The sequence below is a fragment of the Pseudomonas botevensis genome, assembly GCF_019145475.1.
In the GTDB taxonomy this organism is placed as follows: Bacteria; Pseudomonadota; Gammaproteobacteria; order Pseudomonadales; family Pseudomonadaceae; genus Aquipseudomonas; species Aquipseudomonas botevensis.
In genome coordinates this window covers 1-15,584 of record NZ_JAHTKI010000037.1, presented here as the reverse complement: position 1 = coordinate 15,584, position 15,584 = coordinate 1, and the positions used below count along the sequence as shown (strand labels likewise).

Below are 15,584 nucleotides of genomic sequence, written 5' to 3'. Positions count from 1 at the left end.
TCCGCAGAAAAAACCACTCTAGACTGAAACCTCGTTCAATCACTCGAGGCACAGCACGATGAAAATTCTGTTGATAGGCGCTGGCGGCACCATCGGTTCGGCCGTGGACAAAGAACTGTCGCAACGTCATGACGTCATCCGCATCGGCCGCAACAGCGGCGACTTCCAGGTGGACATCAGCGACAGCGCGTCGATTCGCAAACTGTTCGAGCAGACCGGCAAGTTCGACGCCCTGGTCTGCGCCGCCGGCAACGTGACCTTCGCACCGCTGGGCGAAATGACCGAAGACAGCTTCGCGCTGGGTCTGAAAGACAAACTGATGGGCCAGGTCAATCTGCTGCTGATCGGCCGCGAATTCGCCAACGACGGCGCATCGTTCACCCTCACCACCGGCGTGCTGAGCCACGACCCGATTCGCAGCGGCGCTTCGGCGGCACTGGTCAACGGCGCCCTCGACAGCTTTGTTCGCGCTGCCGCCATCGAGCTGCCGCGTGGTCTGCGGGTGAACTCGATCAGCCCGACCGTGCTGGTGGAAGCCATGGGTAGTTACGCCCCGTATTTCCGGGGTTACAAGCCGGTTCCTGCAGCCGATGTGGCATTGGCCTACGCCAAAAGTGTCGAAGGCTTGCAGACAGGTCAGACCTTTCACGTGGGCTAAACCCTTGTGATGAACGGTCAGGCTGCGTAACGTGGCGGCACCTGTCTGGAGAGCCAAAGATGCGTGTTGCCCGTTCGTTGATCGTTGTTGCCCTGCTGCCGCTGTTTGCCGCATGCCAGTTGTTCGATGGCCAGCGTGAAAGCGCTTCTCACGCCGGCCAGACGCGGATGCAGGGGCAACTGACCGCCGCCGATGGCAAACTGGTGTTCCAGCCATGCCAGGACCCGCGCCAGCTGGTGGTCAACGACATCGGCGGCACCAGCATCCTGCAAGAAGCGGCGACCCTCGCCGATGAGCAGGGCAAACTGTTCGCCGACGTGCGCGGCAAGGTCGCCGGCGACCGCCTCGACCTGAGCCAGCTATACCGCGTCGAACGCTCCGGCACCGCCTGCGATGATCCGAACTTCAAGTTGCTGATCCTGCGCGCCGCCGGCCACGGCCCGGAATGGAACGTCAAGGTCAGCGGCAAGGGCATGGTCATTGACCGCGAAGGCCAGCCACCACTGGCCGTGCCCTACGTCGAAGAGCAACTGGGCGATGGCCGTTTCAACCTCAGCAGCGAAGCCAACAACCAGCGCATCGAGTTGTGGGTGGCGCCGCAACGTTGCGTCGACAGCAGCACCGGCAGCGTCCAGCACATGAGCGCCGAGTTGCGGATCGACGGCAAGGTGCAGCGCGGCTGCGGGTATTTCGGCGGATCACGCAACGACTGATCGTTTTAGCCTCACGGGATCCGGCCGTTGCGGCTTATAATCGCCGCCTTCAAACGCCCTGGCGCAGTTGTGCGCCCCGCGAACCGGATCCTGTCATGTTACGAATTACCGAACTCAAGCTGCCGATCGACCATCCCGACGAAGACCTGCGCGCCGCCATCGTGCAGCGCCTGGGGATCGCCAGCGATGACCTGCTCGATTTCACCTTGTTCAAGCGCAGCTACGATGCGCGCAAAAAGTCCTCCGAACTGTGCTTCATCTACACCATCGACCTCAGCGTGCGCGACGAGGCCAAGGTATTGGGCAAGTTCGCCGACGACCGTAACGTCAATGTGGCGCCGGATGTCAGCTACAAGTTCGTCGGCCAGGCGCCGAACGACCTGAGCGAACGCCCGATCGTGGTCGGCTTCGGCCCGTGCGGGATCTTCGCCGGCCTGCTGCTGGCGCAGATGGGCTTCAAGCCGATCATCCTCGAGCGCGGCACCGAAGTGCGCCAGCGCACCAAGGACACCTGGGGCCTGTGGCGCAAAAGCGTGCTCAACCCCGAGTCCAACGTGCAGTTCGGCGAAGGCGGCGCGGGGACATTCTCCGACGGCAAACTCTACAGCCAGATCAAGGACCCGAAGTTCCTCGGGCGCAAAGTCCTGCACGAGTTCGTCAAGGCTGGCGCCCCGGAGGAAATCCTCTACGTCAGCAAACCGCACATCGGTACGTTCCGCCTGACCGGGATGGTCGAGAACATGCGCGAACAGATCCGCGAGCTGGGTGGTGAAGTGCGCTTCCAGGAACGCGTTACCGACGTGCTGATCGAAGACGGCCAACTGGTCGGCGTCGAGCTGGCCAGCGGCGAAACCCTGCGTTCGAAGCACGTGGTTCTGGCCCTCGGCCACAGCGCCCGCGACACCTTCCGCATGCTGCACAGCCGTGGCGTATTCATGGAAGCCAAACCGTTTTCGGTGGGTTTCCGCATCGAGCACCCGCAATCGCTGATTGACCGCGCGCGACTGGGCAAGTATGCCGGCCACCCGAAACTCGGCGCCGCCGATTACAAACTGGTGCACCACGCCAAAAACGGTCGCTCGGTCTACAGCTTCTGCATGTGCCCGGGCGGCACCGTGGTCGCGGCGACTTCCGAGCCGAACCGCGTGGTGACCAACGGCATGAGCCAATACTCGCGTAACGAACGCAATGCCAACTCCGGCATCGTCGTCGGCATCACCCCGGAAGTCGATTATCCGGGCGGCCCGCTGGCGGGGATCGAGTTGCAGGAACGCCTGGAATCCCACGCATTCATCCTCGGCGGCAGCGACTACAAGGCCCCGGCACAATTGGTCGGCGACTTCATCGCCGGCACGCCTTCGACCGAACTGGGCGAAGTCGAGCCGTCGTACAAACCGGGCGTGGCGCTGGGCGACCTGGCGCTGGCCTTGCCGGATTTCGCCATCGAAGCGATCCGTGAAGCCTTGCCGGCGTTCGAGAAGCAGATTCGCGGCTACTCGCTGCACGACGCGGTGCTGACCGGGATCGAGACCCGCACCTCGTCGCCGCTGCGCATCACCCGCGACGAGACGCTGCAAAGCATGAACGTCAAAGGTCTGTTCCCGGCCGGTGAAGGCGCGGGTTATGCGGGCGGGATTCTGTCGGCAGGCGTTGACGGGATTCGCATCGCCGAAGCCGTGGCTCGCGACATCCTCGGCCTGGAAGCCTGATCTAAAAAACCTGTGGGAGCGAGCTTGCTGCGAAAGCGGTGGATCAATCAACACACATGTTGAAAGTGAAACCGCATTCGCGAGCAAGCTCGCTCCCACATTGGTTTTGAGGTGTTCTTCAGATATTCGCGCGCAGCACCGAAGTCGGCAACGCCTCCCCTCGCTCTGCCGTCGCCGCTACCGTCGCGATCAATCCATCCAGCTCATAGCCCTGCGCCTTGAGCCACGCCTGATCGTAATAGGTGTCGGCATAGCGCTCGCCGCCATCGCACAAGATCGCCACGATCGACCCAGACGTTCCCGCCGCTTTCATCTGCTGCGCGGCCATCAAGGCGCCGATCAGGTTGGTCCCGCTCGACCCGCCCACATGCCGGCCCAGACGCTGCGCCAGATAGTGCATGGCCGCCAGTGACAAGGCGTCCGGCACCTTGACCATCGCGTCGATCACCTTGGGCAGGAACGAGGCTTCGACCCGTGGCCGGCCGATCCCTTCGATCCGCGAACCGTGGCTCAGGCGCAGGCTGGCGTCGCCGGTCTGGTAGTAGTCGAAGAACACCGAACGCTCGGCGTCGGCGCACAACACGCGGGTGCAGTGCTGGCGATAACGCACATAGCGGCCGAGCGTGGCAGTGGTGCCGCCAGTGCCGGGGCTGGAGATCAGCCAGCTCGGTTCGGGATGCCGCTCGTAGCGCATCTGCTGGAAGATCGATTCGGCGATGTTGTTGTTCGCGCGCCAGTCGGTGGCGCGCTCGGCGTAGGTGAACTGGTCGATGAAATGGCCGTCATGCTCGCGGGCCAGACGCTCGGATTCGGCGTAGATCTGCGTCGGATCGTCCACCAGATGACTCTGTCCGCCGTAAAACGCGATCTGGGCGATTTTTTCCTTCGAAGTGGTCGCCGGCATCACCGCAATGAACGGCAGGCCAAGCATTCGGGCGAAATACGCCTCGGAAATCGCCGTCGAACCGCTGGACGCTTCGATCACCGGCGCACCGGGCTTGAGCCAGCCATTACACAGCGCGTAGAGGAACAGCGAGCGCGCCAGCCGATGCTTGAGACTGCCGGTGGGATGGCTGGACTCATCCTTGAAGTACAACTCGATGCCCGGAAAACCCGGCAGCGGCAAAGGGATCAGGTGAGTGTCGGCGCTGCGCTGAAAGTCGGCTTCGATGATCCGGATGGCTTCGCGAGCCCACTGTCGGTTGTCGCTCATGGCTGTTGTTCTCTTTGAATCGGGCAGGAGGCGCCTTCGACCCACAAGCTTAGGAAAAAACCCACAACACCGACAGATACAGCTGACCTTCAATACCCTGGGCAACTGCTAGGCTCTGCTGCACATCGACCCGGCGCCCTGTAACGACATATAACAAAAAAGAATATAACTTTTGTTTTAACAACTAACGGTACGGGTTAGGGTGTCCCACCTTTTGACTTTACCGATGGAGAGCGACCTTGCCTCTGCGTAGCACTTTCACGCGTTTCTTTCAGTTGGAAGCTGCCAGCGGTCTGTTACTGATCGCCGCAGCCATCCTGGCTTTAATCATCAACAACTCGCCGCTGTCGTGGCTCTACAGCGGCCTGCTCGACACCCCCGTGGTGGCGCAGATCGGCGCATTGAAAATCGCCAAACCCCTGCTGCTGTGGATCAACGACGGCCTGATGGCGCTGTTCTTCCTGCTGATCGGCCTGGAAGTGAAACGTGAAGTGCTCGACGGCCAACTGTCGAAACCTTCGCAGATCGTCCTCCCCGGCGCGGCAGCCATCGGCGGCATGCTGGTCCCGGCGCTGATCTACTGGTTCCTCAACCGCGACAACCCGGCGGCCCTCGATGGCTGGGCGATCCCGACCGCCACCGACATTGCCTTCGCCCTCGGCGTGCTGGCCCTGCTGGGCAAACGTGTACCGGTGTCGCTGAAGCTGTTCCTGATGACCCTGGCGATCATCGACGACCTCGGCGCCATCGTGATCATCGCGATCTTCTATTCCGGCGAACTCTCGACCCTGTCGCTGGGAATTGCGGCAGCGTGCATCGCGGCGCTGGTGGCGATGAACCGCCTCGGCGTGGTCAAGCTCGGGCCGTACATGATCGTCGGCCTGATCCTCTGGGTCTGCGTGCTCAAGAGTGGTGTCCACGCGACGTTGGCCGGTGTGACCTTGGCGTTCTGCATCCCGCTGCGCACGAAGAACGCCGAGCCTTCGCCGCTGCTGAGCCTCGAACACGCGCTGCATCCATGGGTCGCCTACGGCATCCTGCCGCTCTTCGCCTTCGCCAACGCCGGCCTGTCGCTGACCGGCGTCACCGCCGAAAGCTTCACCCATCACGTACCGATGGGCATCGCCGTCGGCCTGCTGCTGGGCAAGACCGTCGGCGTGTTCGGCCTGACCTGGCTCAGCGTGAAGATCGGCCTCGCCGCTCTGCCTCAGGGCGCCAACTGGGGCCAGGTGCTGGGTGTCGCGATCCTGTGCGGGATCGGTTTCACCATGAGTCTGTTTGTCGGCTCACTGGCCTTCGTGCCCGGCGCCAGCGAGTACGCGGGCATGGACCGCATGGGGATCCTCACCGGATCGGTTTTCGCGGCATTGATTGGTTATGCGGTGACGGCGGCGGCGAGTCGCAGGAACAACACCCTGCCGTCCTGATACACAGCGAACAATTTTCACGTCATTAGAGACGCGTCCTACAGTCACGATTTTCCTGCTTCGTTAACGTCGTGCAGCCCCTTCCGAGGGGCTGTCGATGTTAACGAAAGGGTGGGAAAAACCATTGCTGAACCGGCCTTTCTTTTTCAATTGAGTTGCAATGCTAATTAAACACTTGCAAATAAACGCAGGCCCTAAAAAACCCCGACCAGTCACCTGATCGGGGTTTTTCTTTACTCTACATCCCGCTTAGTGCGAAACGCGGCTGGTCCCGCCGACGGTGGAGATACGCACGCGCTCACCCACGCGGAACACTTCGTTTTCCTGCACTTGCTGCACGTAGGCGCGCATGCTGCCGTCGTCTTCGCGAACGGTGATTTCCACGCCCTGGGTGCGGGTCAGGCCTTCTTCAGTGGCCGAACCGATCAGGCCGCCGGCCACGGCGCCGATGACCGCTGCCACGATGCTGCCTTTGCCGCCGCCGATGGCGCTGCCGCCAACACCGCCGACCACTGCACCGGCGGCCCCGCCGATCGGGGTCTTGGTGCCTTCGATTTTCACCGGACGCAGGGATTCGATGGTGCCCATGCGAATCGTCTGCACGCGACGTGCTTCGTCACGGGAATAGGAGTCGCCGGTCAGGCTCGATTGGCAGCCGGTGAGCAACATCGCCATCGTGGAAAAGGAAGCAACCAGCAGAACAGACTTACGCATAGCATCAACTCCAAAGGAACAGATTTTCATTAAACTCCGCTGCTTGACGCCTGTCACGACGCCGCCCGGACAAATTTGCTTTCATTCAGGCCCGGTACAGGCGCCCTCGCGAACTCACCAACAGTAGCGCCAAATTCGAAAACTTGCGTCGTAACCCCAAGGATTTCCATGGATTACTTCATCATTGTGGTCACCACCGCCGCCGGTCTGTACTTCCACTGGTGGCTGTATGTGCGGACCAGACGCTGGATGGATCGCGATCTGGCATTGTCGCTGGCCGGCAAGGATGAAGGCAAACGCGCCTTCATGCTCGAACGGCTGGCGCACGCTCAGGCGCAGAAGATCAAGCGCCGGGATCTGCCGCAATGGCTGGAGGCCGCTGCGGCGGAGTATCCCGGTCGGTAGACTGCTCAGGGTGCCAGACGTTCAAGAATCCAGTCGGCGCCCTGCGCACGGTAGTTGAGGCGATCATGCAGACGGCTCGGACGGCCCTGCCAGAACTCGATGCGCTCTGGAAGCAGGCGATAACCACCCCAGTGTTGCGGGCAGTCAGGCTGGGTGTCGCTGAAACGCTGTTCGGTGGCCTTCAGCAAATCTTCCAGCTCCCCCCTTCCATTGATCACCCGGCTCTGCGGTGAGGCCCAGGCGCCGAGGCGACTGCCCAACGGGCGCACCTGATAGTAAGCGTCGGACTCGGCTGGCGTGACCTTCACCACTCGTCCTTCGATACGCACCTGACGCTCCAGGGTCGGCCAGAAGAACGTCATCGCGGCAAACGGGTTCGCCGCCAGATGCTGGCCCTTGGCACTGTCGTAGTTGGTGAAGAAGGTGAAGCCCTGCTCGTCCAGGCCCTTGAGCAGCAGAATGCGGCAATGCGGACGCCCGTCCGCATCGACCGTGGCCAGGGTCATGGCATTGGCTTCCACCGGTGCCTGTTCGGTTTTCACCGCGTCGGCGAACCACTGGTGGAACAGCGCGAATGGCTCGGCCGGGGCTTGCGCCTCGGTCAGGCCATCACGGGTGTAATCACGACGCATATCTGCCAGAGCCTGGGTCATGGCGCATTCCTTTTCGTTAGCGGATCACTTTTTCGCAGGATCGGCAGCGGCGACGTTCTTGTCGGTCGCGGCGGCTTTGGCCGGTGCGGTTTTCTTCACTGGCGTTTTCGCCGGGGCCTTGGCCGGGGTCTTTTTCGCCGGAGCCTTGGCGGCGGCTTTCTTCGCCGGAGCTTTCTTGCTTGCCGGGACGGCGGCTTTCTTCGCGGCCGGGGCCGGAGTCACCGGCTTGGCGACTGGCTTGACGTCCTGGGCAGCGACCATGGTCACCGGTTTCGGCGCCGGCATGTTGTACTTGCTCAGCAGCGCAACCATGGTGTTCTGCGGCGTCACCAGCAGCTCGACGCGGCGGTTCAGGGCGCGGCCCTCAACACTGTCATTGGCCGCACGCGGCGCTTCGGAACCCATGCCACGCAACATCAGACGATCACGCTGCAAGCCACTGAGACGGAAAATCGCCGCGACGGCCTGGGCACGCTCCTGGCTCAGCTTGGTGTTGGCTGGAGCGGCGCCGGTGGTGTCGCTGTGACCGAGAACCAGCACGGCAGTCTTCGGGTCGGCTTCGAGGATTTTCGCCACGCGGGTGAACGGGCCGAGGGTGACCGGCAGCAGCATCGCCGGACGATCCGGGTTGAACGAGCCCTCAACCGGAGCGATCACGACCAGCACGTCTTCACGACGTTCGAATTGCAGGTTGCTGCCCTTGATCGCTTCACGCAGGCGCGGTTCGTAGTCATCGAGCCAGGCCTGAGTGACTTTCGGGTCAGGCATCGGCACGACTTTGGCGGTGTCCTGATCCTTGCCACCGAACGGCCACCACCATTTGCCACCCTTGTCGGCGTCGGTCTTGGCGACGGCCACCGGTTTGGCTTCAGGTTTTACTTCTGGCTTCACGTCGGCCTTGACAGCCGAGTCATCAGAGCCGAACGGCCAGTACCAATGGCTGCTGCTTTCGGTCTTGGCCACTGGCGCGGTGACGGCAGGCTTCAACGGTGCAGGCGCGGGAGCAGGAGCAGGTTCCTTGGCCGCGACTTTGTCGGAAGAGCCGAACGGCCACCAGCTACCGCCGTCCGCGTCGTTCTTCGGAGTCTGTGCACAACCGGTAATCGCAAAACACAGGGCCAGGGCGAGAGTTTGTTTGGATGACATTGGAAACCCACAAAATGAAGTAATGAACAATCAGAGGACTTTCGCCCGGATAAACAGACGCTTTGAATCAAAAAACAGGGTGAGGTTCCGGCCCTGGAACCTCGGATGACGCTTTACAGACAAGTGGCAAGCACGCGCGCAAGGTTCTGCGCGCGCGGATCCATCAAGACGTACGGCCCCAGGGTGTTTGTCACAAAACCGAAGGCGACATCGTGTTCGGGGTCGGCAAAGCCGATCGAGCCGCCCGCCCCCGGATGACCGAACGCCCGTGGGCCAAGGCCGTAGGTGGCATTCGGCACGTCAGGCTGGTCGAGCATGCAGCCGAGGCCGAAACGCGTGCGGGTCAGCAAGGTCTTGTCCTCGCCGAGGCTGTGTTCGCGGGTCAGTTCGTCGAGCATTTCGCTTTCGAGCAGGCTGCCGTCGAGCAGACCGGCGTAGAACCCGGCCAGGCTGCGGGCATTGCCGTGGCCGTTGGCCGCCGGTTGCTGCATGCGCCGCCACTCGGGCTTGTTGGTGCTGGTCAGCACCGACGGCGGATTGGTGAAGGCCCGGGTGGTCATGGCCGTCGGCTCGCGCATGGTCACTTGCAACAGGCGTTGAGCAGCGGCGTCGCCGGTGTTGCCCTTGCCCCGGGCGATGTGCGCCACGCGGTAGAACTCTTCGTCGGCGAGGCCGACATGGAAATCCAGGCCCAGCGGCTTGGCGACCCGCGCCACAATCGATTCGCCCGGCCCGCGCCCGTCGGCACGCCGCAGCAATTCACCGATCAGCCAGCCGTAAGTGATGGCGGCATACCCGTGACCGGAGCCCGGCGTCCACCACGGGGCTTCGGCGGCGAGAGCGTCGACCATGGTTTGCCAGTCATACAGGGCTTCGGGGGCCAGCAGCTCGCGCAGGGCCGGCAGACCGGCCTGATGGCAGAGCAATTGGCGCAGGGTGACGGATTCCTTGCCGGCGGCGGCGAACTCCGGCCAGTAGCGGGCGACCGGCGCATCGAGTTGCAGCTTGCCTTCGGCCACCAGTTGCAGCGCGGTGACCGCCGTGAAGGTTTTGGTGCAGGAGAACAGGTTGGCGATGGTGTCGCTGTGCCAGGCCTCGGCGCCGTCCTTGTCGGCGGTGCCGGACCAGAGGTCGAGGACCGTTTCCCCGCCGACCCGGATGCACAGGGCTGCGCCGCGTTCCTGGGGATCGTCGAACAGCGCGGCGAAGGCTTCACGCACCGGTTCGAACTGAAGCTCGTAATGTCCCTGAATCTGCACCCGCAACTCCCCGCGAAAACGCCTTTAAAGTGGCGCGCATTGTTCCAGCCCTTGAGGGTTTTGGGAACTGTTGCGGGCCGGGCGGTTGTGTCACGGCGGATTGCCGCGATGGCGCGAATGGCGCCTTCGCGAGCAAGCCCTCCCCCTCAGAGACGAGATCAGTGACCGTTCCCGGAGTGCCCCCCGGCATGCCCGGCGCCAGGCCCCTTGCCGGCCTCGCCCTTGCGGCCGCCTTCCGCTTCATGCCCCGCCTCGGTCGCTGCTTTCTCCGTTTCCTTGCCCAACTGATCGAGGGTCGCCAGGTTGCTCTTGCGCACCGTTTCGACAAAGCCCTGGAACGGCAGGTCAGTCACCCCGACCAGGCCGAAGTGGCCGTTCTCGCCATCGAGCAGGCGTCCGGTCACTGGCTGATCCAGATACTGGAACCAGTGCACGCCGACGATCGACGGCTCGCTCAGCGCCTGCTTGAGGAAGTTGGCGTAGGCCGGGCCGCGATCTTCTTCTTTCGCCAGTTGCGTCACGCCGCCCCAGAACGGGCCACGATCCGCCGAGCCGAAGTTGAACTCGGTGATCAGCACCGGTTTGTCCAGCGCCCGCAGCGCGGCGAAGTCATAACCGTCCTGCGGCTTGAGGGTGTACATATTGAAACTCAGCACGTCGCAATACTGCGCGCAGGAGTTCACGGCCTCCGGGGTGCTGATGGCGAAACGACCGCCGAGCAGCAACTGGTTCGGCGCGTGCCATTTGAGCGAATCGGAAATGGTCTTGAAGTAGGTGTCGGCAAAGACCTTCTGGAAATATTTGAAGTCGGCCTCGATTTCCGGATGTTCCGGGTTCGGCAGCGGTGGCTCGAAGCCCGGGTCTTCCATCAATTCCCACGCTTGCAGATCAATGCCCCAGGCTTTCGACAGACCGGCCTGGTTGCGGTACTTGTCGCGCAGTTGCTTGAGGAACGCACGTTTGGCCGGCACATCGGTGGTCATTTTCAAAGTGCCGTAGGCCAGCGCGTAGCGGGATTTCGGATCGTCGCCGGGGCCGGCCCAGGCCAGTTCATTGTCGGCGAAATAACCGATCAGCCATGGATCGTCGCGGTGATCGCGGGCGGCGATGGCCACCGCGCGCTCGGTAGCCATGGCGAAACGCGGATCGAACGGATCGGGCATGCCGCCCCACCAGTCATTACCGGTGCTGATGCTGGTGTAATCGCCGACGATCGACAGCGGCAAGGTGTACGGCACCCGCTCGGCGTCGCCGAGTGCCGGTGCGCTCCAGTTGCCGACGGTGTTGAAACCCCAGGCTTGCAGGCGATCTAGGGTGTGGCTGGCCCAGCGCTGCGCGTCGACCGTGGCCTTGCATGGTGTTGCCGCCGGCGGCGGCTCGGTCGATTCGGTCTTCGCAGCTTCGGCGACACCCGCCTTGGCTTGCTCAGGTTTCGCGAGTGGTTCTGCGGCGTTGGCAGCGGTTTCTTCCGCTGCGCCAGCCTTGGCCGCTTCGGCTACGCCGGCCTTGTTGTCGCTGTCCGGTCTGCACGGCTCGCCGTAGAGGCGTTGCAGGTTGGCACCGTAGAAGTCGTACCAGCGCCCGGCGCTGTAGCCACGGCCCTGATCGGCGCCATTGCCGCCACGGTTGTCGCCTTCGCCGAAATGGCTGGCCAGCGGTTCCTGCGGCTTGGGCAGGGATTCGAACATCCATTCGCGGCCGGACACGTAGGTCTGGTTGACCTCCGGGCTGACGGTGTTCACGCCAAGGGAGTAGAACGGATGCCCCAGCGGCGTGACCAGATACCAGCGACCGTCGCGCTTTTCCGTGCGGAAGAAGCCGCTGGCCTTGAACGCCGGGCCTTTGCTCCAGCCGCCAAACTTGTCCAGCGAGGACTTTTCACGCTCGGCCAGCCAGGTTTTCAGTTGTTGCTGTTCCTTGGCGGCGGCGGATTTCAGCTGTTCGTCGTTGGCGACTTTCTCTGGCCACCTGGCGCGGGTCGACTGGCCGTAGGCATCCACCAGATTACCGTAGACAGCCTTGACCACCTCATCGCCATCCTGCACGCCAAAGCGCTCCAGCAGCAGGCTTTGCGCGGCCTTCGGCTGATCCATCGACAGGCTCACGGAAACCACCTGGCTGCGATCCAGTTCACCGCTGCTGCTGGCCAGCAAAATACGCTGGCCGTCGACGGTCATCGGCATCGGTGGCCCGGCCTTCATGCCCTGACTCAGGGGCGCGGTCGCGACCAGCGGCACCAGCAAGGTCTGCGCCGGACCGGCCGGCAGGTCGACGCGGCTGACCAGGGTCTTGCCGTCGTTGCTCTGGATTTGTACATAAAGCGTGACCGCCCAGTTCATCGCACTCTGGATGCGCAGGCTCATCATTCCCGATTGCGACCAGTCCCAGGCGCCGGTCTGCGGGGTCAGGCGCAGGGTCGGGCGTTCCACCGGGTTGAAGGTCACCCGGCGCAGCACTTCGCCTTCGGGGGTTTGCTCGGCGTTGGCTTGCGGCAGGTCGGCGTTCTCGGTCGCGACCTTCACCACGTCGGCGGGGCGGACAAAGTTGAACAGTGTCTGCTGACCGGCAGGCGCCGCCAGCAACGGGGCGGCGAAGATCAAGGCAAAAACGGCAGGCAACGAACGGCGAATCATAAGAACGGAGTTCTCCCTAGCGACCAACAATGGCCAGTGAAAAAGCGATGGCAGAGAGATAGACAACGCGGCGGGCAAAACTGCCCACCGATGTCTCAGGATATTTCACGGCGGAAAGGCGGCAACGCATTGAGGATCGCCTTGCCATAGCGCTGGGTGACCAGACGCCGGTCGAGCAAGGTGATGGTGCCGCGATCCTCTTCGGTTCGCAGCAGACGGCCACAGGCCTGGACCAGTTTGAGCGAAGCGTCGGGCACCGAGATTTCCATGAACGGATTGCCGCCCCGGGCCTCGATCCACTCCGACAGCGCGGCCTCGACCGGATCGTCGGGCACCGAGAACGGAATCTTGGCAATCACGACGTGTTCGCAGTAAGCCCCCGGCAAGTCCACCCCTTCGGCAAAACTGGCGAGGCCGAACAGCACGCTGGAATCGCCGCCATCGACCCGCGCCTTGTGCTTGTTCAGGGTTTCCTGTTTCGACAGGTTGCCTTGAATGAACACCTGCTTGCGCCAGTCGCGGTCGAGGCCGTCGAACACGTCCTGCATCTGTTTGCGCGATGAGAACAGCACCAGCGAGCCACGGGAGCCTTCGACCAGTTCCGGCAGATCGCGGATGATCGCGGCGGTATGAGCGGCGGCGTCCCGTGGGTCGGCTTTCAGATCCGGGACCCGCAACACGCCGGCATCGGCATGATGGAACGGGCTTGGCACCACGGCGGTGACGGCTTTTTTCGGCAGCCCGGCGCGCATGCGGAAACGGTCGAACGTACCGAGCGCGGTCAGGGTCGCCGAAGTCACCAGACAGCCGTAGGCCACGTTCCACAGACTGCGCCGCAGGGTTTCCGCCGCCAGAATCGGGCTGGCGTTGACCTCGATGTCGAACAGCGAACCGCTTTCGGCCAGGGTCAGCCAGCGGGCCATCGGCGGGTTGTCTTCCGGATCTTCAACGGTGAATGCGGTCCACAGCTCCCAGTTGCCGGACGAACGCGACAGCAGGCTGCCGAACAGCGGATACCACTCCTCGGCCTGATTGCTGGCGATGCCGATGTTGACCTCGCCGTCCATGCCTTCCTTGAGCAGGTCGGTCAGGCGGGTGAACAGGTCGGTGAGACGGGCGAAGCCTTTTTTCAGCTCGACGCCCATCTCGCGCATGTGCTCGGGAATCACCCCGCCGACGAAACGGTGACGCGGACGCTCGCGACCTTCGACGTCTTCGCCGGGCTTGAAATCGGCGACCTGTTCGCAGGCACTGAACATGAACTGCTGCTGGGTCTTGATCTCCCGCGCCAGCTCCGGCACCTGCTCGATCAGCTTGCCCAGATCCCCCGGCAGCGGGTGCTGCGCCAGCAGCTTGGTGAGGTTCTTGGCGGTGGTTTCCAGCCAGTCGGCGGTGGAGCGCAGGCGCGTGTAATGGGCGAAATGGCCGATGGCCTTGTCCGGCAGGTGGTGACCTTCGTCGAACACGTAGATCGTGTCGCGCGGGTCGGGCAGCACCGCACCGCCGCCCAGTGCCAGGTCAGCCAGGACCATGTCGTGGTTGGTGACGATCACGTCAACCTTGCCCATGCCCTCGCGGGCCTTATAGAAGGCGCACTGGCCGAAGTTCGGGCAATGGCGGTTGGTGCATTGGCTGTGATCGGTGGTCAGACGCGCCCAGTCGGCGTCTTCCAGGGCGGTGGGCCAACTGTCGCGGTCGCCGTCCCATTTATTGCCGGCGAGCTTCTCGATCATGCTGGTGAACAGCTTCTGACTGGCCTCATCGACCTCGATCTTGAAGCCTTCTTCTTCGAACAGCTGGGCGGTGGCGGTTTGCGCGTGGCCTTCCTGCAACAGCATGTCGAGCTTGGACAGGCACATGTAGCGGCCACGGCCCTTGGCCAGGGCGAAGCTGAAACTCAGCCCGCTGTTGCGCATCAGGTCGGGCAGGTCCTTGTGGACGATCTGCTCTTGCAGGGCCACGGTCGCGGTGGCGATCACCAGCCGTTTGCCCGCCGCCTTCGCGGTCGGAATCGCCGCCATGCTGTAGGCCACGGTCTTGCCCGTACCGGTGCCGGCTTCCACCGCGACAATCGCCGGGTCGCCACTGCGCCGGCCTTCGTCGTCGGTGTCGATATCCCCGAGGACTTTCGCGACTTCGGCGATCATCAGGCGCTGGCCGTAACGCGGCTTGAGGCTCTTGGCCTCCAGAAAACGCGAGTAGGCGCCCTGGATCGTGGTTTTGAGTTCGGTGCTGATCATGGATTGTCGGGCGCAAAAAACGCTGGATAAATTTTCAGTGGTTCGGATCGGCGGCTATCATACCCCGCTAATCAGTCCCGCGCAGAACGGAGTACCCGAATGACACCTTTTAGCCTTGTTTATCCCCTGCATGTGCTGGCCGCCCTGGTCTGGGTCGGCGGCATGTTTTTCGCCTGGATGGTGCTGCGCCCGGCCGCTGTTAAGGCACTCGACGGCCCCGGACGGCTGACATTGTGGGTGGAAGTGTTTCAAGGTTTTTTCCGCTGGGTCTGGGGCGCGGTGATTCTGCTGCCGGTGACGGGGATTGGCATGTTGCATCTGCAACACATCGGTTTCGAGACCGCGCCCAGGTATGTGCAGGTGATGATGGGGTTGTACGTGGTGATGACGGCGCTGTTCATCCGTATTCAGGCGCTGATGCTGCCTGAACTGCGCACGGCGGTGGAGGCGAAGGACTGGCCGGCAGGTGCGGCGGTGCTGGGGCGGATCCGCAAGGTCGTGGGGTTCAACTTGCTGGTCGGCGTGGTGCTGGTGGCGATTGCGGCGGCTCGGCCAGGCTTCTGAAAGTCAAAAGCCCCTCACCCTGATGAGGGGCTTTTGATCCAGGCAGCTTTTAAAGACGCTGCACCGTAACGGACCCTGCGGCCCCCGCAGGCCCAGGCTGGCCATCAGCTCCCGCCTTGCCATTCTTGCCGCCATCGGCCTGATACACCAGGCAGCCCTTGGCCTTCCCTCCCGCCCCCGGTTTACCGCCAGGCCCTGCCGCGCCACCGGCACCGCCGGCCACTTCGACCTTGATCAGCTCGGCCGGAAA

At 63.1% G+C, this 15,584-nt stretch carries 13 protein-coding genes and 1 pseudogene; 6 read left to right on the top strand and 8 right to left on the bottom strand.

Features of this window, described 5'->3' with window-relative positions; all coding sequences use genetic code 11:
• Window positions 1-58: 58 nt before the first annotated feature.
• From KVQ74_RS28205 to KVQ74_RS28195, 3 genes are all read left to right on the top strand, one after another.
• Window positions 59-658, top strand: coding sequence for a short chain dehydrogenase (locus KVQ74_RS28205; protein WP_217834649.1), 600 nt, complete (start codon window positions 59-61; stop codon window positions 656-658).
• A 59-nt stretch (window positions 659-717) separates the two neighbouring features.
• Window positions 718-1,371: a COG3650 family protein gene (locus KVQ74_RS28200; protein WP_217834648.1), complete on the top strand. Its 654-nt coding sequence runs from the start codon at window positions 718-720 to the stop codon at window positions 1,369-1,371.
• A gap of 95 nt (window positions 1,372-1,466) precedes the next feature.
• A complete protein-coding gene (locus KVQ74_RS28195) occupies window positions 1,467-3,080 on the top strand; it encodes an NAD(P)/FAD-dependent oxidoreductase (protein ID WP_217834647.1) in 1,614 nt (537 codons plus the stop codon).
• A 118-nt stretch (window positions 3,081-3,198) separates the two neighbouring features.
• Here the strand turns inward: KVQ74_RS28195 and KVQ74_RS28190 are convergent, their stop codons facing one another.
• A complete protein-coding gene (locus KVQ74_RS28190; protein WP_217834646.1) occupies window positions 3,199-4,293 on the bottom strand; it encodes a PLP-dependent cysteine synthase family protein in 1,095 nt (364 codons plus the stop codon).
• Window positions 4,294-4,532: 239 nt separating this feature from the next.
• On the opposite strand from KVQ74_RS28190, the gene nhaA reads away from it, so the two are divergent.
• Window positions 4,533-5,720 carry a Na+/H+ antiporter NhaA gene (nhaA, locus tag KVQ74_RS28185; protein WP_217834645.1) on the top strand — a complete coding sequence of 396 codons (1,188 nt, stop codon included), beginning with the start codon at window positions 4,533-4,535 and terminating at the stop codon, window positions 5,718-5,720.
• 249 nt (window positions 5,721-5,969) lie between these two features.
• Here nhaA and KVQ74_RS28180 read toward each other — a convergent pair whose 3' ends face one another.
• Window positions 5,970-6,434, bottom strand: a complete 465-nt coding sequence (locus tag KVQ74_RS28180) for an outer membrane lipoprotein (protein ID WP_007969461.1) — start codon at window positions 6,432-6,434, stop codon at window positions 5,970-5,972.
• A 168-nt stretch (window positions 6,435-6,602) separates the two neighbouring features.
• On the opposite strand from KVQ74_RS28180, the gene KVQ74_RS28175 reads away from it, so the two are divergent.
• Window positions 6,603-6,839, top strand: coding sequence for a hypothetical protein (locus tag KVQ74_RS28175; protein WP_217834644.1), 237 nt, complete (start codon window positions 6,603-6,605; stop codon window positions 6,837-6,839).
• Window positions 6,840-6,844: 5 nt separating this feature from the next.
• On the opposite strand, the gene pdxH is transcribed toward KVQ74_RS28175, so the two are convergent.
• The 5 genes from pdxH to dinG all read right to left on the bottom strand — a co-directional run bounded on the left by pdxH (window position 6,845) and on the right by dinG (window position 14,770).
• Window positions 6,845-7,492, bottom strand: a complete 648-nt coding sequence (pdxH, locus tag KVQ74_RS28170) for a pyridoxamine 5'-phosphate oxidase (protein ID WP_217834643.1) — start codon at window positions 7,490-7,492, stop codon at window positions 6,845-6,847.
• Between the two features lie 24 nt (window positions 7,493-7,516).
• Window positions 7,517-8,638 (bottom strand): OmpA family protein, encoded by a 1,122-nt coding sequence (locus KVQ74_RS28165; protein WP_217834642.1) that lies wholly within the window; start codon window positions 8,636-8,638, stop codon window positions 7,517-7,519.
• 113 nt (window positions 8,639-8,751) lie between these two features.
• Window positions 8,752-9,897, bottom strand: coding sequence for a serine hydrolase domain-containing protein (locus KVQ74_RS28160; RefSeq protein ID WP_217834641.1), 1,146 nt, complete (start codon window positions 9,895-9,897; stop codon window positions 8,752-8,754).
• Between the two features lie 158 nt (window positions 9,898-10,055).
• Window positions 10,056-12,530: a beta-galactosidase gene (locus KVQ74_RS28155; protein ID WP_217834640.1), complete on the bottom strand. Its 2,475-nt coding sequence runs from the start codon at window positions 12,528-12,530 to the stop codon at window positions 10,056-10,058.
• A 95-nt stretch (window positions 12,531-12,625) separates the two neighbouring features.
• The gene (gene dinG, locus KVQ74_RS28150) at window positions 12,626-14,770 is read right to left on the bottom strand and encodes an ATP-dependent DNA helicase DinG (protein ID WP_217834639.1); all 2,145 of its coding nucleotides are present in this window, start codon (window positions 14,768-14,770) and stop codon (window positions 12,626-12,628) included.
• Window positions 14,771-14,869: 99 nt separating this feature from the next.
• Between dinG and KVQ74_RS28145 the strand changes: the two genes are divergently transcribed.
• Window positions 14,870-15,334: a CopD family protein gene (locus KVQ74_RS28145; protein ID WP_217834638.1), complete on the top strand. Its 465-nt coding sequence runs from the start codon at window positions 14,870-14,872 to the stop codon at window positions 15,332-15,334.
• Between the two features lie 49 nt (window positions 15,335-15,383).
• Here the strand turns inward: KVQ74_RS28145 and KVQ74_RS28140 are convergent.
• Window positions 15,384-15,584 (bottom strand): annotated as a pseudogene (locus KVQ74_RS28140) (collagen-like protein); the annotation flags it as partial.

Bases quoted from the DNA above. Each gene is read 5' to 3' on its own strand.
- KVQ74_RS28155 (WP_217834640.1), bottom strand. From the start codon at position 12,530: ATGATTCGCCGTTCGTTGCCTGCCGTTTTTGCCTTGATCTTCGCCGCC.
- KVQ74_RS28195 (WP_217834647.1), top strand. From the start codon at position 1,467: ATGTTACGAATTACCGAACTCAAGCTGCCGATCGACCATCCCGACGAA.
- KVQ74_RS28200 (WP_217834648.1), top strand. From the start codon at position 718: ATGCGTGTTGCCCGTTCGTTGATCGTTGTTGCCCTGCTGCCGCTGTTT.
- KVQ74_RS28190 (WP_217834646.1), bottom strand. From the start codon at position 4,293: ATGAGCGACAACCGACAGTGGGCTCGCGAAGCCATCCGGATCATCGAA.
- pdxH (WP_217834643.1), bottom strand. From the start codon at position 7,492: ATGACCCAGGCTCTGGCAGATATGCGTCGTGATTACACCCGTGATGGC.
- KVQ74_RS28180 (WP_007969461.1), bottom strand. From the start codon at position 6,434: ATGCGTAAGTCTGTTCTGCTGGTTGCTTCCTTTTCCACGATGGCGATG.
- KVQ74_RS28165 (WP_217834642.1), bottom strand. From the start codon at position 8,638: ATGTCATCCAAACAAACTCTCGCCCTGGCCCTGTGTTTTGCGATTACC.
- dinG (WP_217834639.1), bottom strand. From the start codon at position 14,770: ATGATCAGCACCGAACTCAAAACCACGATCCAGGGCGCCTACTCGCGT.
- KVQ74_RS28145 (WP_217834638.1), top strand. From the start codon at position 14,870: ATGACACCTTTTAGCCTTGTTTATCCCCTGCATGTGCTGGCCGCCCTG.
- KVQ74_RS28175 (WP_217834644.1), top strand. From the start codon at position 6,603: ATGGATTACTTCATCATTGTGGTCACCACCGCCGCCGGTCTGTACTTC.
- KVQ74_RS28205 (WP_217834649.1), top strand. From the start codon at position 59: ATGAAAATTCTGTTGATAGGCGCTGGCGGCACCATCGGTTCGGCCGTG.